The sequence below is a fragment of the Zhongshania sp. genome, assembly GCF_047636175.1.
GTDB lineage: Bacteria > Pseudomonadota > Gammaproteobacteria > Pseudomonadales > Spongiibacteraceae > Spongiibacter.
Genome location: NZ_JBLIKC010000002.1, coordinates 13,212 through 32,812 on the forward strand (window position 1 = coordinate 13,212; position 19,601 = coordinate 32,812).

At 50.4% G+C, this 19,601-nt stretch carries 11 protein-coding genes; 8 read left to right on the forward strand and 3 right to left on the reverse strand.

Going from position 1 to position 19,601, the window contains the following annotated elements; translation table 11 throughout:
- Nucleotides 1-2: 2 nt before the first annotated feature.
- Complete coding sequence (locus ACI955_RS01170; RefSeq protein WP_415241902.1) at nt 3-857, reverse strand: phytanoyl-CoA dioxygenase family protein; 855 nt, start codon at nt 855-857, stop codon at nt 3-5.
- Between the two features lie 430 nt (nt 858-1,287).
- On the opposite strand from ACI955_RS01170, the gene ACI955_RS01175 reads away from it, so the two are divergent.
- Together ACI955_RS01175 and ACI955_RS01180 are read left to right on the forward strand one after the other, a co-directional pair.
- Entirely contained in the window at nt 1,288-3,078 is a 1,791-nt protein-coding gene (locus ACI955_RS01175) for a hypothetical protein (RefSeq protein WP_415241903.1), read from the forward strand.
- 31 nt (nt 3,079-3,109) lie between these two features.
- Nucleotides 3,110-5,554, forward strand: a complete 2,445-nt coding sequence (locus ACI955_RS01180) for a penicillin acylase family protein (RefSeq protein ID WP_415241904.1) — start codon at nt 3,110-3,112, stop codon at nt 5,552-5,554.
- Nucleotides 5,555-5,661: 107 nt separating this feature from the next.
- Here ACI955_RS01180 and ACI955_RS01185 read toward each other — a convergent pair whose 3' ends face one another.
- On the reverse strand, nt 5,662-6,510 hold the full coding sequence (locus ACI955_RS01185) for a histone deacetylase (RefSeq protein ID WP_415241905.1): 849 nt from the start codon (nt 6,508-6,510) through the stop codon (nt 5,662-5,664).
- Nucleotides 6,511-7,176: 666 nt separating this feature from the next.
- On the opposite strand from ACI955_RS01185, the gene gabT reads away from it, so the two are divergent.
- From gabT to ACI955_RS01215, 6 genes are all read left to right on the forward strand, one after another.
- The gene (gene gabT / locus ACI955_RS01190) at nt 7,177-8,454 is read left to right on the forward strand and encodes a 4-aminobutyrate--2-oxoglutarate transaminase (protein ID WP_415241906.1); all 1,278 of its coding nucleotides are present in this window, start codon (nt 7,177-7,179) and stop codon (nt 8,452-8,454) included.
- Nucleotides 8,455-8,699: 245 nt separating this feature from the next.
- Nucleotides 8,700-10,652 (forward strand): PQQ-binding-like beta-propeller repeat protein, encoded by a 1,953-nt coding sequence (locus tag ACI955_RS01195; protein WP_415241907.1) that lies wholly within the window; start codon nt 8,700-8,702, stop codon nt 10,650-10,652.
- A gap of 62 nt (nt 10,653-10,714) precedes the next feature.
- Entirely contained in the window at nt 10,715-13,036 is a 2,322-nt protein-coding gene (locus tag ACI955_RS01200) for a TonB-dependent receptor (protein WP_415241908.1), read from the forward strand.
- A 19-nt stretch (nt 13,037-13,055) separates the two neighbouring features.
- The gene (locus ACI955_RS01205) at nt 13,056-14,825 is read left to right on the forward strand and encodes a lyase (protein WP_415241909.1); all 1,770 of its coding nucleotides are present in this window, start codon (nt 13,056-13,058) and stop codon (nt 14,823-14,825) included.
- Nucleotides 14,822-16,786 carry a pyrroloquinoline quinone-dependent dehydrogenase gene (locus tag ACI955_RS01210; RefSeq protein ID WP_415241910.1) on the forward strand — a complete coding sequence of 655 codons (1,965 nt, stop codon included), beginning with the start codon at nt 14,822-14,824 and terminating at the stop codon, nt 16,784-16,786. Before ACI955_RS01205 ends, ACI955_RS01210 begins: the two co-directional genes overlap by 4 nt.
- A gap of 122 nt (nt 16,787-16,908) precedes the next feature.
- Nucleotides 16,909-17,901, forward strand: coding sequence for a 1-acyl-sn-glycerol-3-phosphate acyltransferase (locus tag ACI955_RS01215; RefSeq protein ID WP_415241911.1), 993 nt, complete (start codon nt 16,909-16,911; stop codon nt 17,899-17,901).
- 187 nt (nt 17,902-18,088) lie between these two features.
- Here ACI955_RS01215 and ACI955_RS01220 read toward each other — a convergent pair whose 3' ends face one another.
- Nucleotides 18,089-19,318: an NAD(P)/FAD-dependent oxidoreductase gene (locus ACI955_RS01220; protein WP_415241912.1), complete on the reverse strand. Its 1,230-nt coding sequence runs from the start codon at nt 19,316-19,318 to the stop codon at nt 18,089-18,091.
- Between the last annotated feature and the right edge of the window lie 283 nt (nt 19,319-19,601).

Below are 19,601 nucleotides of genomic sequence, written 5' to 3' on the forward strand. Positions count from 1 at the left end.
GCCTAAGTGAAGTTCGGGTAGTCAGCCCAATAGTATTGCAGGTCTGTCTTCTGCCAGTTTGCATATATTTGTGGCCAGCTTAACTGATCTATACGCCAGCCGTGATGTGGCTCTAGATTGCTGGAAAATACCGGTGCGCCGTAGTCGCAAAAGCGGGTGTCTACACTCATTCGCACAACCGAGTCGCTGGTGTTTGGTTGAGCGGCGTGTACGGTAAAAGCGTTAAATATAATAACGTCCCCTTGGGCCACATCAGAGACGTGCCAAGTGGTTTCGTCTGGATAAATCTCGCACTGAACATTGCCCACGCCAGGGGATTGTATTATTTCCCGCATGCCGCGCTTGTGCGATGCTGGTAGTATTTTGAGGCGTCCCATCTCGGTTGAAATGTCATGCAATGCAACCCAGATACCAGCCATGGAACTGGGGGCGACATGAGAGCGGGCATCCTGATGGGGTGGGGTTTCATAGCCCACCATTCTTGGCGTTGATATTCGCGCCATTTTCATGGGATATACAAATACTTCACTGTTACTGACCATCTGCATCAGCTTTAGTAGATGTGGGTCATGGAAGAGCCCGTGAAAGGATTCCAATGCTTGAATTTTTGGATAGACCTCGTCCCAAATTGCATCGGTTTCTACGAAAGCTTCCCCGGTCATTACCGGTAACTGCCGAGATTCATCCAACGTTACATAAGGCGACAAGCGGGAGAGGATATCCTTTAGCAAGGCGGCGCATTTTGTGGAAGCCGCATAGTGCTTGAAATAGAGATAACCCCATTCCTGAAAACGGCTGCGAAGAATATCTGGCGCCTCATTGGCGTCTGACGTAATAAGTGCTTGATCACTGGGCATAGGGTTGGATGCCAAATTAGGGTAAGGGAATGGTTGGAAAAATGAATCGCATCAATGTTACGCAACACCGGATTGGAACGCCAATATTTATCTTAAAAGCCCATATCTGACCTGATACATCTACAGCTTAGAAAAGTCAGCCACTGAACGCTAATGCGACTTTATAGCCAAGTTAGCAGATGATTGCCCACTTTTTTAACCCTTTACGCCTGAAATGCGGGCCTTTCGCGACACCCACTTTGGTGGTGCCTACCCCGCGGCCAGCTATGAGCCAAAACCCCGTTACCGATTTTAGCGATCACAGACTGCCATTATCGGCTTGAGACAGTTGGGCGCGTAACAACGGGGCCTAGTTAGATGTTATGTCACGTAAGATGTACCATGTATCGTTACTGCGCCAACTAACAATAATACCTATCTGGACATAAGAATGAATCACATTTCAAAAGCCCTGCTATTGATCAGCGCGCTCACCTTGCTTGCCTGTAATCACACAGATTCAGGCAATACGGCCGGAGCAGTGGACAATGATGTCGCGCCCAGCCAAAAGCTTGGCCCAGCTGTCTGCGACAATATGAGCTCCGAGGCCTTTGTGACTCGCAATGACCTGGCGACGGGAAGTCGGCCCGCTGGCGCGGACTTATTGCTGCGATTTGTGCACCTGACTGACGATCACATTATTGATGACGACGGTCAGTTGTTAAATGGCGCCAGTGCGCTAGATCCGCTTTACACTAGCTTTGAGTCCGCGCAGCGCTTTCAGGAAGAGTATTCAGACGAAGTGCTGAACGATTTGATTTCGGCGCTGAACAATTGCCATGCGCAATACCCTGCTGAATTTGCGATAGTCACCGGTGATTCTGCAGACCTGACAACCGTCGCAGAGACTCGGCGTTTTATTGATAATCTGGATGGCCGCTTCGATCAGATGAGCGCCTTTGAAGAAGCCTGCGCACTTGCCTTGGGTGCTGACGCTCCCACTGAGCAGATCGATTTGTCCTGTACTCGCTTTACTGGTCGGGGCACGGCTGATACCCAAACTATTGATCCGGATATTGACGATCCGGCATATCAGTTTTTACCCACGCGCACAGTGCTGCAAGTAAAAAATACCCAGCAAGCGGCTACTAGTGGCCGCGCTGCTGACGGTTCTGTTGATCCTGCGCGACAAACGGTGACCCGCTCGCCCGGTCTGCCAGAGATTTTGCGCTGTGACGACGGTGCTGACGGCTGTATTAATCAGACTATCGCCATGCCGTGGTTTGTGGCCTTTGGCAATCACGATGGTTATACCCGTGGCACGGTCGCGGCCGATGTACCCTTGAACGAAGTATCTCAGCTTACCGGTCGTCGCTATATGTTCGGCCAGCGTGATTTTATTCAGGAGTTTTTTAAGTCTTCGTCGCAACCCCTCGGTCACGGATTTGGTTTTGTCGATGCCGCGCGTCTCGAGGATGAAGACGATCGCAACGATGGCTACTACGCGTTTGACGCTGGCGAGCAGCGTTTTCGCATGATTGTTCTCAACACCATTATTGATGGTCGCGACCCACGTGTTCCCACCGCCATGTTGCGCAACCCCTTTGCACTCTCGGACGGGAGTCTGGACCTCGCTCAATTCGATTGGTTAAAAACTGAGTTGGCTGCAGCCCATGCAAAGCAGCAGCTGGTGATGGTGTTTTCCCATCATCCTGATTTAACGTTTGCCGAGTACGGGATGTTCGCAGACTTACTAACGTTAGAAGTAAGTGCTATTGAATTAAATGCGGAATTGGCATCTTGGCCCAATATGATTGCCTGGGTGGCAGGCCACACCCATGTACATCGTGTTCGTGCCTTTGCGGTTGACGATGGGGTGGGCAGCAACGGTGAAATCTCGGCGCCGGTGAGTGATTGTCACGGTCAACACTGCGGTGGTTTTTGGCAAATTGAAACGGCCTCACTTATCGATCATCCCCAGCAGCAGCGGCTGATTGAGGTATTTGATAACGGCGACGGCAGCGGCACTATTCGTGGCCCGGTGTTAAGCCATAGCCTGACTAATCCTCAACGCTTGGCAGCGGCCGACGACCGCTGCGCGCTTTATCTTACCGATCCTGCCGCAGTACAGGCGGCCATTAGCGAGGCAAATCTAGACGCGCTGTGTACTCAAGGCGGACAGCGAGAAGGCCGTCCAGAGGATCGCAATGTGGAACTGATTTTTTCGATGCCGCGGTTTTAATTTTTTACTCTTGATCCAGCTGGAATATTTAATGAAATACCGTAATACAAGTTTGATCTTATGTGGGGTGCTAGTTGCCTCCTGTGGTGACAGCAATGTCAATACGACTTTGCCAGCGCAGCCACCTGCCAATAATAATGTTTACAATGCGGAAATTAGCCGTGGTGAACTTGGAATGGTGCACATCAAAGCCAGCGATTACGCCGGTATTGGTTACGGCTATAGTCACTCTTTTGCGCGGGATAATATTTGTACGATCGCCGATGTATACGTGACCGTGTCTGGCGAGAGATCCAAATACTTTGGTGCTGATGAAAGCTGGGAGATGACTGGCAATGGCACCATCAATAATAATTTAAATTCGGATTTCTTTTTTAAACTCATTAATGCTGAGCAGCGCATAGAACAGCTCGTTGCGGAGCTGCCCCCGCTGGGACCTTTGCCTGAGGCGCGGGAATTAGTGAAGGGTTATGTCGTAGGTTATAACCGTTACTTACAAGATACCGGTGTCGACAATATTCCTGATCCTGCTTGTCGCGGTGCTGACTGGGTGAGACCTATTACCGAACTGGATGTATATCGACGTTTTTATCAGTTGGCTTTATTGGGCAGCTCTGCAGTGGCGATTGACGGCATAGGCGGTGCGCAACCACCGGGTCCAGGCTCACTCACTGCGGCGATGTCCAGTCCGGAGCAATTCGCGCTGGATCTTGATCAGGCGTGGCAGGGTATTCAAATCGGTAGCAATGCGATTGCGCTTGGCTCAGAGGCAACCCAGAACGGCAAAGGCATGTTATTGGGCAATCCCCACTTTCCCTGGGATGGCGCCGAGCGCTTTCATCAGGCGCACCTCACTATTACCGGTGAGTTAGACGTCACTGGGTCTGCATTATTTGGTGTGCCCCTGATCTTGATTGGCCACACCGAAAACATGGCCTGGAGTCACACGGTCTCATCTGCCTGGCGTTTCACACCCTATCAATTGGCATTGGTGCCCGGCGATCCGACCTCGTATCTAGTGGATGGCCAGCCAGAAGCCATGATCCCGTATGAGCTTAGTGTCGACTTGGCTGACGGCTCATCGGTATCTCGCACCTTGTATACCACGCGCTGGGGGCCGATGGTGACCGCGATATTGGGTTTGCCAATATTTCCGTGGACTCCCGCAGTCGGCTTTGCACTCGCCGATGCCAATGCCAGTAATTTCCGCTATATAAATCATTTTGTTGAAGCCAACCGCGCCCAAAGTGTGCGTGAATTACTCGATATACTGCAGCGCAATCAAGGTATTCCATGGGTTAACACCATTGCCGCCGATAGCAGTGGCGAGGCCTTATACGCTGATATTTCGGTTACACCCAATGTCTCCGATCAGAAGGCGGTGGAGTGCGGTCTGCCGCTGGGCGCGGTCACGGCTAATACTCTGGGTTTGCCTGTGCTTGATGGCTCTCGCAATGCCTGCGCATGGGATACCGACGCCGATGCCGCGCAGCCGGGTATTATCGGTCCGGGAAATATGCCTTGGTTGATTCGCCGCGACTATGTGACCAACTCGAATGATAGCTATTGGCTTTCTAGTCCAAACGAGCCCTTGGAAGGTTTTTATCGCATTATTGGTGATGAACGCAGTGAGCGTCGCATGCGTACTCGCTTGGGTCTAGTGATGACTGAGGAGCGTCTAGCCGGCAGTGATGGCTTGCCAGGAAATAAATTTAGTCGCCAGCAATTACAGGATTTGATATTCAATAATCGTCATATGGCAGCAGATTTGTGGTTAGACGATTTATTGCAGCTGTGCGCGATAACGCCGGGCATGATTGGCGCCGGTGGTCCGGTGCAAACAGCGGAAGCCTGCACCGTATTGGCCGCGTGGACGCGTCGTGATGACCTGGATGCCCCGGGTGCGGTGTTGTTTCGCCGATTTGTCACAAATTTATTTATAGAAGACGTGCCGACTGGCACTGCGGCAAGTGCTTTTGGTTTTGCCGACGCCTGGGCAACGCCCTTTGACGTTAACGATCCAGTCAATACGCCGCGGGGCCTGAATATTGCCAATCCCCATGTGCAGTTTGCACTGGCCTCTGCAATCAGTGATTTGGAGGGCAACAACATCCCACTCGATGCCAGTCTGCGCAATTATTCCAAAGAGGCACGTGGCGATCGTTTGATTCCCATACATGGCGGGAACGGTACCTTCGGCTTATTTAATGCCATTCGCAGCAAGTGGAGTGATTCTGCGGAGGGCTACAACGATGTCGTTCACGGCGCTAGCTTCGTACAGGTAGTGTCGTTCGATGAGGACGAGTGCCCGGATACCCAGACCATTTTAACCTACTCGCAGTCGGCGAGCAGCGAGTCGCCATACTTTGCGGATCAGACCGAAATGTATTCGCGCAAAGAATGGGTGCCGGGACGTTTTTGCGCCGATGCCGTGCAGGCTGACCCGAGTTTAAGCGTTCTCAATTTAAGCGAATAAGCTAGTAGCAGCGGTGGTGGATAGTGATTTGGCCCGCACCGTGACTGCTCACCGTGTGGGCCTTCTACAATGGAAGGCTGCAATAAATACTGAATATGTTGTGTCGATTATTTATTAATAAGCGCGTGCGCTTGTTCAATCACAATAGCGTGTCGCTGCGCCAGACGCTCGTGGTCTTTGTCGTAGCCCCCACCGATTACGGTAGCAATTGGAATGCCTTGCTTCAGACAGGTTTCAATTACTAGGCGATCACGGCCTTCGATGCCTTTCCAGCTAATATTGAGTTTGCCCAACTCATCATGTTCCCAAACGTCAACGCCCGCGTCGTAAAGAACAAGATCGGGTTGAAACTCACGCAATAGCTTTTTCAGGGTGCTATCTACAATGTCTATATAGTCATCGTCTTCCATATCAAAAGCTAAGCCTACGTCCAGATCACTCTGTGCTTTTCTAAATGGAAAATTCTTTTCACAATGAATAGAGCAGGTGAACACGCCGGGTTTACCTGAAAGAATGGTGGCGCTGCCATCACCTTGATGCACGTCGCAATCAAATATGAGAATACGATTAAGTTCCTTGGTTTTAAGCATTTTTAGCGCGGTGTAAGCAAGGTCATTGATCATGCAAAACCCACTACCAAAATCACGATGCGCGTGATGAGTGCCACCCGCTAAGTGGCAGGCCACGCCATATTGCAATGCCAAACGTGCTGTTAGCAAAGTTCCGTTGGGTGCAGTTAAGGTTCGATCAACAAGACCTTGGCTCCAGGGCAGGCCGACTCGTCGCCACTCCTTTGGACAAATGTGATTACCCAGCAAATTTTGTAGATAGTTAGGGCTGTGCGCAATGGCAAAGTCTTCTGGTTTGCCCATGACTGGCGTAAAAACATTAGCCTGGTCAGCGTCAATCAAGCCGCGTTTCAGTAGGATGTCATGCAGGCGCCGAAATTTACTCATTACAAAACGATGATCTTCCGCAAAGGCGCATGAGTAATTTTTGTGATAAACCAAGGGAAGCATAGGAAAATGTCATGCCAAGTTGTGGTGAGAGTGGTGGTGATTTTAGAGTGCCGACGAGTAAAAAACCATGCTGTATAAATTCATTGGTCAATTCCAAAAAAGCATGCTTACTAAATTAGAGTAATGGTTATCGGGTTTTTAAGTTACAGAAATCTTGGTTTATCGGTTTGCGAGATAAAAGATATTTCTTTAGCGTAACCTTATTTTACGTCGAAAATAAATTATCAGACTTTATTTTTTTAGGTAAAAATGAATAATATTTGTAAATACAAAATACTGGGTCTACATTTAGTTAATATACAGTTGCAGCGTGCGCTGCCCTTTATAACTTTAATGATAGCCACTTGTTTTTAATAGGCTAAAATTTTGTTCATTGGCCGAGCTTCGTTTATCATAGCTTTTCAAACGATGATCGCCGACTAGCCACAAGCCCGCCTTCTGACGAGTCTTACCCTACTTTTGCCTGTCAGAATATTTGCTGTGGCGGGTTATTCAAGGCACAAGTTTGGCTCAGAGTCACCCGCGTCCAGCGCTAGGCTGGCGTATCCCCGGTGGATCGGCTTCGATCCCACTCGAATAGTTTCAACTTACGGAAACCAAAACGTGAATAATTTAGAACTGCAAGCATTAAAAGAACGGTATGTAGCCGCTGGCGCGGCCAGCTCGAATGAACAATTTGCTGCTCACGCGAGCAATGCTGAAGTCTGGGACGCAGATGGCAAGCGTATGATCGATTTTGCTGGGGGTATCGGCGTATTAAACGTCGGTCATCGTCACCCCAAGGTCGTTGCTGCGGTAAAAGCCCAGCTTGACCAGCTTATGCACACCTGTCAGACAGTTATGCCCTATGAGGGATACGTCAGAGTGGCGCAGAAGCTAAGTGAAATCAGTCCAGTGCGCGGTCACGCCAAGGTAATGCTGGCTAATTCCGGTGCTGAAGCCTTGGAGAATGCGGTGAAGATTGCCCGCGCGGCAACCGGCCGAACTAATATCATTTGCTTTGACGGTGGCTATCACGGCCGCACCTTTATGACTATGGCTATGAACGGCAAAGTAAAGCCCTATCAGGGCGATTTCGGCCCCATGCCAGGCACGGTATTCCGCGCCCCTTACCCGGTGGCATACCATGGTGTGAGTGAAGAAGAAGCTCTGCGGGGGCTGCAGATGACACTGCGGACTGACGCTGATCCAGCGAACACCGCAGCCATATTTATTGAGCCAATACTGGGCGAGGGTGGTTTCTATGCGGCTTCGCCGGCCTTCCTCAAGGCTATTCGCGAGATTTGCGATGAGCACGGCATTCTAATGATTATTGATGAAGTTCAAAGTGGCTTTGGCCGCACCGGCAAAATGTTCGCGATTGAGCACAGCGGCGTCGAGCCCGATATGATGACTATGGCCAAGAGTATGGGCGATGGCATGCCTATCTCCGCGATAGTGGGTACTGATAAATTGATGGACAGCTCGGGACCGAATTCACTCGGCGGTACCTACACCGGTAGCCCTGTGTCCTGCGCCGCAGTGCTGGCAGTGATGGACATCTTCGAGACTGAAGACATCCTAGGCGCGGCTAATCGCCTTGGTGACAAGCTCGCCAAACGATTCGCGGTTTGGCAGGAAAAGTTTGAGTTTGTTGATAACTCGCGGAACGTTGGCGCGATGGCCGCATTTGAGTTGGTGACCGACAAAGCCTGCCGCGAACCGCGTGCCGATCTGGCCGCAGCGATCACCGCCAAGGCCAAGGAGCATGGGCTAATACTGCTGGCTTGTGGCATGCATGGAAATTCAATTCGCTTCTTGATGCCAGTAACCATTGAGGATGAAGTGCTAGAAGAAGGTTTGGCTATTATCGATAAAGTGCTCAGTGAGTTGACTGTCTGAGCACCTGCTAAACATCACTCGCCGGGAGTGTTTAATCGCTCCCGGCAGCGTTGAGATACATAATGCCATTAGGAGTATGGAGTAAGTCTACCGCTGGCTACTATCATGGCACTTAATGGTGGTGATCACCCCAATATCTAGATCATATTAAGCCGTGCGAGTTTAAGCGAATAAGGCAAATATTATTGCTGTTTGCCAGCCGTCATTACTGACAGCGCTACCTAAATAATAATAAAGAGACTGCAATGAAAAAACGGTTCGTCCTTGGCGTAGTGCTGGTGGTGCTTGTTATCGCTGGCGCGCTCAATCGTCACGAGATAAAAGCTTGGCTTATGCAGCATGGCGAAGCCTGGGTGCTGCGAAATGCCGATCACCTTCCTTTGGCCCGCGCCGGCGAGTATCTATTTGATAAGCACTGCGCTGACTGCCACGACAATCCTGCGATGAACGCACCAACGCGGCAGGCTTTATCACTGCTCGCCAAAGAAGATCTGATGATTGCCTTAGAATTTGGGAAAATGCAGCCTATGGCTGCTCATCTCAGTAAGCAACAGCGCGGTTTGATTGCACACTATCTGGCGGGCAGTGCCAGCGGCCAATACGACTGGTTAGCTAGTGCGATGTGTGACCCCGAGCCAGCGCGAAGTCGCAGCCCCGTTATGGGTAGCTGGGGAGTTGGGCTTGAAAATCGTCGTTTTGTCTCAGATCAACAAACCGCGATACGTAAAGATAACGTCGCGAGTTTAACTCTAGCGTGGAGTTTTGCCTTTCCTCGCGTCAGTGATATGCGCTCCCAACCGGCTGTGATCGGCGAGCGGATTTTTATCGGCGATAAGGCGGGCAAGTTGTTTGTGCTCGATCGTCGCAGCGGCTGCGTTATCGCGCATCGGAAAATGATAAGCGGCATACGCTCTGCGATCACCGTGGCTACCTTGGGTGACTCGAGGAAATTACTGATTTTTGCAGACTCACTTGCCACTATTTATGCAGTGGATCCCAATACCTTAGACATCGTATGGCAGAAGTCGGCAAGACTAAATGATTTCTCGGTTATCTCCGGTTCTATCAGTTTTCACAATAATAAATTATATGTGCCGGTATCCTTATTTGAGGTTGCCGCCGCGGGTAGTGAAAGCCATGTTTGTTGTACGTCTCACGGCGGTGTTATCACCTTAAATGCAGAGACTGGCAGTACAGTGTGGACCTGGCATGCGACCGATGAAGCGATCTTGCAAGGGACGAATCGCGCCGGCCAAGATCGCTATGGGCCCTCGGGTGCGGCGGTGTGGTCAAGCCCAACCATTGATGCAAAGCGCAACCGGCTCTACTTTGGCACTGGTGAAAACCTCACCCGGCCAGCGACCGACACCAGTGATGCCATCATTGCCCTAGATTTAGACAGCGGTGAAGTGGTGTGGAAGTTTCAGGCCATCAGCGGCGATGTTTGGAATGCCGGCTGTTTGAACGGTGGCGCCAATTGCCCGAGAGATCCGGGTGAGGACTTCGACTTTGGCGCCTCGGTGATCTTGGCGACATTAAGCAGTGGTAAGCAGGTGCTATTCGCCGGCCAAAAATCCGGTGAAGTGTTTGCGCTGGACCCAGACGCTGATGATGCGAACCGGGTGCTGTGGCGTCAGCGTTTAAGTCAGGGTACCAGTAATGGTGGTATTCACTGGGGAATGGCCTTGGCCGGTGACAGCTTGTATGTGCCGGTGTCCGACCCTGAACGGGAGCAAGCAGGATATACACCACGGCCAGGTTTGTACGCTCTAAATGGCGACAGCGGTGAGTTGCTTTGGCAGCACACGGTCACCCGTAATTGCGATTTCAATTACAGCAAACGGCCTTTAGTAGGTTTAAATAATAATCGCGCTGGCGGCAAAGTGGATCTCTCAGAATTGTACCAGTGCAGTTTTTACTACGGTCTTTCGGCAGCGGTAACAGCGACCGCTGAGTTGGTGTTCAGTGCAGGGCTAGATGGTGAAATTCGGGCTTTTGATCGCTTTAATGGTGAGCTGCTGTGGTCGAAAAATACCGCTCAGCCTATTTTTGCGAGCAACAACATAGACGGGCATGGCGGCGCAATAGATGTCGGCGGCCAGATTATTGTGGGGGATTGGCTCTATGTCAGTTCTGGCTACAGTATGTTCGGGCAGCTGCCCGGCAATGTATTGCTAGCGTATAAAATTGTCCGATAAATAAAGCCCTTTAATAATAAAAATAATGACCATGAATGATTGATGGTCGCAAGGAGCAAAATATGAAAAGAATATCGCCGTTGTTACTCACCTTTTGTTTTATTGCCCCGGCTATTGCCGCGCCAGTGCTTGAAGAAGTGCTTGTCACTGCGCAGAAACGCAGTGAGAGTTTGCAGGACGTCCCGGTCGCCGTATCCGCCTTATCGGCTGGCGATCTGCAGGAGTCGGGCTTTAGAGATATCAGTGATGTCTCGGCCTTAGTGCCGTCTTTGTATATTCTCACTACCGACCAACCTATGAGCACAGCGGTCCGCATTCGCGGCATTGGCAACGCGGCCAATGTGCCGACCTTTGAACCGGCGGTTGCGCTCTATATTGACGGTGCCTTTCGCTCGCGCTCCGGCATTGGTTTAGGCGATATCGTTGACGTGCAATCTATCGAAGTACTGAAGGGGCCGCAGAGTACCCTATACGGTAAGAATGCCTCGGCGGGATTGATTGCGGTGTCTTCGGCAAGGCCCAGTCGCGAGCTTGAAACGATGCTGGAATTCACCTACGCCAGTGATGATCTCCATCAAGTCAAAGGCTATCTTAGCGGACCTTTAAGCGAAAGGTTGGCAGGTAGATTAAGTGGCAGTACTACCCGCCGTGAAAACCTAACGAAAAATATAAGTGGCCCAGATAGCGGAGATTTAGATGACATCGCGCTGCGCGGCCAGCTGCAATACGATTTTTCTGATAGATGGACGGCACGCTTAATAGCCGGTTGGTTGGACCGTGATATGAACGCCATGGCGGCGGACGTTTACTACAGCGAACGCACCCGTGAAATGATCAGTCAGGCCGGCTATGATATTAGTAATAATGACCCTCTTGATCACGTGGTTGAACATAATTTAAAGCCGATTATTAAGCAAGATTCCAGTGATGCGATACTCAATGTGCAATACAGCGGAGAGTCTTACAGTTTTACCTCGATTAGTAGTTATGATATCTACGATTCCAAAAAGTATATGTATAACGTCGAGCTTATGCCGATCAATATTGCCAGTAATTTTGACAAACACGCGGGCGAATCGATTTCCCAAGAGTTTCGTATTGCGTCAGAAGGTAGTGATAGTCTGCGATGGATGACTGGCGTTTACTATTACTACAATGATTTTCAGCGCGGTGATTGGGATAAGCCGTTTTTGCGTATGGAAGATCAGGTTGAGGAATACGGCACTATTGTTGCACAGTATTTTGTTGGCGCTGCCGTTCCTCTACCAGTACCTCTCCCTGTGCAAATACCCATATTAGGGGTAGAGGGTGACGAGGGCTATTATCGCGCCGATCAACAAACCACGAGTTACGGCATCTTTGCTCAGGCCGACTTTGATCTTAGTGAAAAGTGGAATCTGAGTCTTGGTCTGCGTTATTCAGATGAGGAAAAACAGGGTTATATTGCTACCTATAATACCGCTCAAAATGGTTGCTCTGCGCCCTTTGATACCAATCCCGTTTGCTCTGTAGCCCCCAATGTTGACCCCTATAGTGCGGATGATAGTTGGTCGGCCACCACCGGCAAGGCCAGTCTAAGTTATTTCCCAACGCCAGACATCATGTTGTACCTAACGTACTCAACGGGGTTTAAAGCCGGTGGCTATAATTTGGAGTCTGGTACCGTGCCAGAGGAGCTGCGCACCTTTGAACCAGAAGACGTGCAAAACTTTGAGTTGGGCTGGAAGGCCGAATTTTGGGATCAGCGCGCTCGTCTCAACGGGGCAATATTTCACACCGTCTACGACGGTCAGCAAAACGCGTCGTTTATCGGTTTGAGTTTTGTGGTAAATAGCGCGGAGCAGGTGATTATGGACGGCGCAGAAATAGAAGCGCTGTTGTTATTGTCGGATCGGTTTACCGCCAGCATCAGCGCCACGGTCTTGGATGTGGTGTACGAGAGCTATGACGGCGGCCAATGCTATTACGGTCGCGAACCTGACAATGAATACGGCCAGTGTGATCTCAGCGGTGAGAAACTGCCTTTTACGCCGAGTTTGGCGGCCAATGCCTCGCTGCGCTATACCCAGCCCTTATTCGGTGGCGATCTTTACAGCCGTCTAGCTTATCGCTACCAAGGTTCTACAGCCTATATTCCAGATCTTGATCCTCGGCATTACGAGCCGGCCTACGGCATTATCGATGCACGTCTCGGCTGGCGCGGCAGTAATGTTGATGTTGCGGTGTGGGGAAAAAACCTCAGTGATGAGCAGTATGCGTCAGCAATTGGGCCGGCAACATTTCATGCGGTATTTGATGCCAATGTCGGCTCCAGCGAAGGCTCTTATCAGACCTTTTTGGGTGATCCGCGCAGCGTTGGCATCAGCCTGCGTTTGAACTATTGATTTTGGGCTGGAGGACATTATGCAAAAGCTAGTAAATAAATCCCTATGCTTGTGGCTCTTGTTATTGCCAGCTGGCCAGCTTGTGGCAATGGACTTGTTGGTGACGGGTGAAGACCGCAAGCCACTGGCAACCGTGATGGTGACCCAGCGGCTAATCACCGCGCCGGTTCAGGATTTAAGCGATGATGGCTACCCGCCCAATGGCGTCAGCAATGTCGCGGCGCTGGAAAGTACTCGCTTTAGCAATGAACAGGGTTTGGTGTCCTTTGCCAATGGCGGTGATATGTATCGTTACCGCTTGCGTAAACCCGGCTATAAAGATTTGCACTCACCGGGCAGTGATAATCTTGGCGAGCTGCAAATGACGCGGGAGCTCGACCCCCTTGCACTCGCGGCTCAAAAGGCCTCGAATGTTTGGCTTTCGCAATTGGATCTTGGCGGTGGCCCTGAATTGCGAAAGCACTTTTTTCTGAACTGCGCCTTTTGTCATCAGCAGGCATCCCCGTTTATGCGCGTTGAGCGCACACCCACTGAGTGGCTAGGCGTTATCGAACGTATGGGTGGATACGGCGCGCGTATAGCCGACGATTTAAAACAACCCTTGGCCGAAGGTTTGGCATCTGGCTTTGCTAAATTGAATGCCAGCTTTGACACATTGCCCGCACCCCGTGAATGGGATGCAAAATTGGCTGCGGCGAGCTATCGCGAGTGGCCAATAGGCGATGGATTTTCGCAGATGCATGATTTTATTTTGCACCCCAATGGCATGGTCTATGTCGGCGATAATCTGCAAGACCGGATTTATGAGGTGAATCCAATAACGGGTGAATATACGGTCTATAAAGTGCCTCATGACGAGAGTGATGAGCTCGGTGGTTTTTTGGGGAATCGATTTAAAAGCTATGGCAAGGTCAATAATTATGTGGGTGTGCACTCTTTTGCGGTGTCGCCAAAAGATGGCCATATATTTATTACGCCCTCTATGCAGCGCGCATTATTGGAGTTTGATCCCCACAGTAAAACCTTTATCCGTCATCCGATGAAAAAGGGCTTCTACCCGCATACTATTCGCACCGATGCTAAAGATCGGGTGTGGTTCACGCTGGCATTGTCGTCGCAGATTGCCATGTTTGATCGCGTGACTAAAATCTTCACTTACTACGATATTCCGGCGCGCTCTTTTAAAGAGTGGCTAACAATTAAATTGTTGCCACTGATCTTTTTTATCAACCCAGAGTATCGCCCCATGCCGTCGGTGGATCGCGAGTCCAGCGGTTTGCCTATGCCCTATGGAATCGACGTCGCTCCAGATGGACGAGTGTGGTTTGCACGCTTGTACGCCAATGACATCGGCTATATCGATCCGCCGAGCGGCGAATTGACCATGATTGATGTGACGGTCAATGGCCCGCGCCGCCTGCGGGTGGATGGCGACAACATGGTGTGGATGGTCGCCTTTCAAGATGGATTGGTGGCGAAATACGATCCCGATTCTGGCGTGTTGAGCAAGTACCCATTGCCATTGCGCAGTGAAATTCCCTACGCATTAAATGTTGATCGTCAGCGCCGCGCGGTTTGGGTAAATGGCAACCAGTCAGATACCATTTTGCGTTTTGATATCGACACCGAGACTTGGCAGGTCTATCCCATGTCGCGCCAGCGCACGTTCACCCGTGATATTGAAATTGCCGAGGATGGGTCGGTGTTTACCAGTAATTCCCACTTCCCGAGTTGGCAGATTGAAGATGCCCAGCCAACCCTCATTCATATACAACCTTATTCGCAATGAGGTATTGGCGGCAGCTACTGATTGTTTGCGCCGGACTTGCGCAGGGCGCGGCGGCGCAGGACTGGCCTTACTACCGAGGCGACCAGGGCGGCAGTGGCTTCTCCGCGCTGCAGCAAATTAATAGCGATAATGTGTCGGATCTACAGATGGCCTGGCAATATCGCAGCGGTGAGGCACAAGAGTTTGCTGAACAGTTACCTCGTAGCGCAATGGAGACAACACCGATTTTATTGCCCGAGGCGGCCGGTGGGTATTTGGTTTTTTGCACGGCATTTAATCAAGTTATTGCTCTGAACCCAGAAACCGGTGTTGAGCAGTGGCGTTTTAATCCGCGTATTTCACTTGCGGGTGAGAGACCGTTTAAGTGTCGAGGTGTGGCGTGGTGGTCAGATCAGAGAAACCCAGCGGGCAGTTGCCCCCACCGTATTTTAACCGCGACACACGACCGTCGCCTCATTACTTTAAACGCTAAAGATGGCAGCCTGTGTAAAGATTTTGGTGATGGCGGGACCGTTAAACTGTACAGCATAGACGAAGGTTTTGTGCCCGGTGATATCGGCAGTGTGTCGCCGCCGGTGATTGTAAATGACACCATTGTGGTCGGTTCGGCAGTGGTGGATTTTGTGCGTGCCCACACTCCGCGCGGAACTATAAAAGCCTTCGATGTGCGCAGTGGCGCGCCGCGTTGGCAGTTCGAACCTATACCCGTCGATGGCCAGGCGGCGAATGCGGATCAGTGGCCAGAGGACGCGGTGGCAGTGTCGGGCGGGGCCAATGCATGGGCCCCGCTCTCTGTCGACGAGGCGCGTGATCTAGTGTTTATACCCACTGGTGCGCCCTCGCCAGATTATTACGGCGCACTGCGGCCCGGCGATAACCGCTATGCAAATTCTCTGGTGGTACTGCGCGGCAGTAGCGGTGAAATGGTTTGGCATTACCAGTTTGTGCATCACGATGTTTGGGATTACGACACGCCCGCCCAGCCAATGCTGATTGATCTACGCCGCGATAGAAAAATGATTCCAGCGGTTGTGCAACTGACCAAGCAGGGTTTTGTGTTTGTTTTTCATCGCGAGACCGGCAAACCACTATTTCCTATTATTGAGACGGCGGTGTCGCAGCGTTCGGTCGCTGGCGAGCAGCTGTCGGCTACTCAGCCCTCGTCACCGGCCTTGCCGCGCCTTATGGCGCAACAACTGCGCGCCGAGGATGCCTGGGGTCTAACGCCCTTTGATCGCAGTGCTTGTCGGAGAAAAATTGCGGGCTTACACAATGATGGTCTATTTACGGCACTGCAGGAGCAGCCCACATTAATGATGCCCGGCAGTCTTGGCGGCGCCAACTGGGGCGGAGGGGTATTCTGGCCTGAGCGTCAGCAATTGGTAGTGAACGTGAATGCCACGCCGTTTATGGGTTATTTAAAACCTACAGTTCGTGAAGAGAGGGGCGAGCATATTCCCCCCGCTGGCCGCACCATGCGTATTAGCATGGCGGGTACACCATACACCGTGGTGGTAGAAAGTTTATTGTCGCCACTGGGTATTCCCTGCAGCGCTCCGCCTTGGGGAAAGCTGTTGGCGATAGATTTGGCCTCGGGCGAAATGAAGTGGCAAAGTCCATTAGGTTCTGTACACCAAATGGTGCCAGTGCCGCTGCCCTTCGATATCAATTGGGGAACGCCGAATCTTGGTGGCGCTCTGATGACGGCCGGCAAGCTGGTATTTATTGGCGCGACCATGGATAGACGCTTTCGTGCATTTTCCGCAGACAGTGGCAAGGTCTTATGGCAACACAATTTGCCGGCCGACGCGGTTGCCTCGCCAATGACCTATCGACGCGGTGGTCGGCAGTACGTAGTAATCGCTGCCGGTGGACATCATATGTATCAGCGCGAGATGGGAGATTCCCTGATTGCCTTTGCACTAGCTGAACCAGAAGGACGGCAATCCTCCTCGGATTGATGGATAAATCTAATCCGACAGCTTTTCGTATACTTTGCTTTGACTTATTATTCTAACAAAAATAAAGCGGCCAATTGAAGCCTTTGCTTTCCTTGTTATGGAATTTCGGATCAAGCATTGTTATGAAAATGAATAATCCTCTGTGGCGCAGGCTAGTATCGATACCGCTGGTTCTCACCGTATTCCCATTTATGGTGGCTACCGCTTTTTTGTGGCTGCCCATCAGTTTTTTCTTAGGTCTCTTCCTTAAGAGTGCACAGTCGGCGACGCGCTGTTTGTGTTTTATCACGGTGTATTTGGCCTGTGAATGGGCAGGAATTGTGGCCAGTTTTTACTTGTGGCTAAAATACCGCCTCGCTGGCGGGGACGGTAAAGACTACTTAAATACAAATAGCCGTCTACAGTTTTGGTGGGCTGATACACTAAAGTTTGCGGCGCAAAAACTATTTCGTCTTAACTTTGTTGTTGAAGGGCAGGCGTCGCTAGCCGGCCCCGGGGCGATTCTTTTGCCCCGCCACAGCAGTATTGGCGACACCGTTCTACCTATGTCGTTTTACGCCATTCCCCGCAGTTTTCAAGTTCGCTACGTCCTGAAGAAAGAACTGCTCTTAGATCCTTGTTTAGATATAGTCGGTAATCGTTTGCCGAATGTTTTCCTAGATCGTGTTGCTGAAGATATGACTGCTGAATTAGCTTCTTTACAGCGTTTGGCAGCAGAGGCTAGCGAGCGTGAAAGCTTGGTGATTTATATTGAGGGCACACGCTTTTCGCTGCAAAAGCGTCAGCGTATTATTCGCTCATTGGCGGCAAGCGGAAATAGTGATGCCTTGCAGCGCGCTGAGCGTTTGACGAGTGTTTTGCCCCCTAGGCCCGCGGGTGTTTTAGCGCTGATGCGTGGTGCGCCACAGAAAGACCTATTATTTTGCGCCCACACAGGTTTTGAAGGTTCTGCCAGCTTTGCCAAACTCTTTAACGGCGGTTGGATGGATACCACGGTGCGGCTGCGCTTTTGGCGAGTGGCGGCAGCGGATATACCGGCAGACGACGAAGGCCGTCGCGCCTTGCTATTAGCACATTGGGATAAAATGAACTTGGCTGTGGTCGATATGAGCTGAGTGGAGTGCGATCGCTGAGCGCTAGGGGCCGCAATTCAAACCCAAAAGCCAAAGCCCACGCATTAAATAACATGCCCTGCCGCTTAATTTAAGCCATGGGAAGAGTGGGTTATCGCATAGACCTAATGACGACGCTTCTCAATATTTTCGCCCTACCGTGCTCAAGTGGTAAGGTTTGAGTAAAACCTTACAAGATTTTACTGCGCTGCAGTAGCACCTTGGGTCGCAACTTAAAAACTTCAGCAAGTAACAGCTTTTCAGCGGATAGAGTGACTCTGCTAGCCAGGCTTGAGCAGCTTTGTTCCAAGGGTAATAGGGTCGACAGCCTTGCCATATAAACCTGATATACCGCTTCTTTGGCTGCAGCAAGCATGGGGCTCGCTAACACTAGCTTGCCTTGAATAAAGTAAGTATTGATATCGCCCAGTGATAGCAGCACGGGTGTTGCGCTGACTTTAAACGGCTTTAAGGCTTTGCTTGCGCAAAATCTCACAATGTTAGCGGCGGCATGGCTACCCATGTCCATGGCGACGCTGGCTTGCTTGGGAAGCGGTTTTGGAAACGTCGCAGAATCACCGGCAATAAAAATATTACTGAAGCTTTTGGCTTGCAAATAGGTATTCACGGCTAGGCCGTTGGCACTCTTCTCGGTATCAATCTTGTCAAGATAGTCAGGCAGCTTGGTGCCTGCTGACCAAATCGTGATATCTGAATCAAGCGATTCTTGGTTGCTGAAGAGAATGCTATCTTTTTTTACTTCCGTAATTTTTTTATTAAAGTGGAAATTAATCTGATAGTTTTTACATTGCTCTACAATATCGGATGATAGTTTTTCTGGCAGTGCTTGTACCAATCTGGGTGCGCGGTCGATTACGTTTATATGTAGGCGTTTGTCATCAGAATATTTGCGTAATAGCTCGCCCAATACTTCTACACCGGTAAATCCACCGCCAACAATATTGATGTTAATAGCGCGTTTTCCGCTGTCAATCGCCGCAGTAATATCGCGATGCACTTGTATTACATTATCAGCAGTGCGAAATCCGCGGGCGTATTCGTCGGCGCCTTTAATGCCATAGTTAGATCGCGCATGACCAGATGCGATCAATAGAACATCGTAGTTTAGGGTTTGCTGGTCATCCAGGGTGACGGTTTGAAGTCGGCCGTCAATGGCGCTTACTGCCTGATTAATAAAACGATGTCCCAACCTTGTAATCATTGTTTCTAGATTTAAGCTAATACTGGTTTGCTTTTTCACGTCTGACAAAATTTCGTGGATATTGGGAGTCCATTGAAAATCCTGAGTCGGGGCAATAACGGTCACTTCATAAGATTTTCTCAGTTTGCTGGCCGCAGTAAGGCCAGAGAAATTGGCGCCGACAATGATGATATGAGGCTTGGTTTTATTGAGTATCAAAAGAGGTTACCTGAGCAAGTGACGTGGATGAATGTGTGGTGGCCAATAGAGAGCCATAATACGTGTTTGAAATAAGTTTAGATCGATATCCTTATTTGACCGCGCAGTAGTTTGTTTAAAATAATAGTATCGATGGTGGCCTTGTTATGCGATCAATAAACGAATTCATTTGTTGAGTGTGCTGCTAGCTTGCCTGACTTAGCAAAAAAATGTGGGTTTCGGCGTAAGCTATCGTCCGTCCAAATTTAATGACGTTCGACGCAATGAGCAAATCTTCGCCTAT

What these genes read in the sequence shown, in the direction of transcription:
- ACI955_RS01170 (WP_415241902.1), bottom strand. Translation starts at nt 857, where the DNA reads ATGCCCAGTGATCAAGCACTTATTACGTCAGACGCCAATGAGGCGCCA.
- ACI955_RS01175 (WP_415241903.1), top strand. Translation starts at nt 1,288, where the DNA reads ATGAATCACATTTCAAAAGCCCTGCTATTGATCAGCGCGCTCACCTTG.
- ACI955_RS01180 (WP_415241904.1), top strand. Translation starts at nt 3,110, where the DNA reads ATGAAATACCGTAATACAAGTTTGATCTTATGTGGGGTGCTAGTTGCC.
- ACI955_RS01185 (WP_415241905.1), bottom strand. Translation starts at nt 6,510, where the DNA reads ATGAGTAAATTTCGGCGCCTGCATGACATCCTACTGAAACGCGGCTTG.
- ACI955_RS01195 (WP_415241907.1), top strand. Translation starts at nt 8,700, where the DNA reads ATGAAAAAACGGTTCGTCCTTGGCGTAGTGCTGGTGGTGCTTGTTATC.
- ACI955_RS01200 (WP_415241908.1), top strand. Translation starts at nt 10,715, where the DNA reads ATGAAAAGAATATCGCCGTTGTTACTCACCTTTTGTTTTATTGCCCCG.
- ACI955_RS01205 (WP_415241909.1), top strand. Translation starts at nt 13,056, where the DNA reads ATGCAAAAGCTAGTAAATAAATCCCTATGCTTGTGGCTCTTGTTATTG.
- ACI955_RS01210 (WP_415241910.1), top strand. Translation starts at nt 14,822, where the DNA reads ATGAGGTATTGGCGGCAGCTACTGATTGTTTGCGCCGGACTTGCGCAG.
- ACI955_RS01215 (WP_415241911.1), top strand. Translation starts at nt 16,909, where the DNA reads ATGAAAATGAATAATCCTCTGTGGCGCAGGCTAGTATCGATACCGCTG.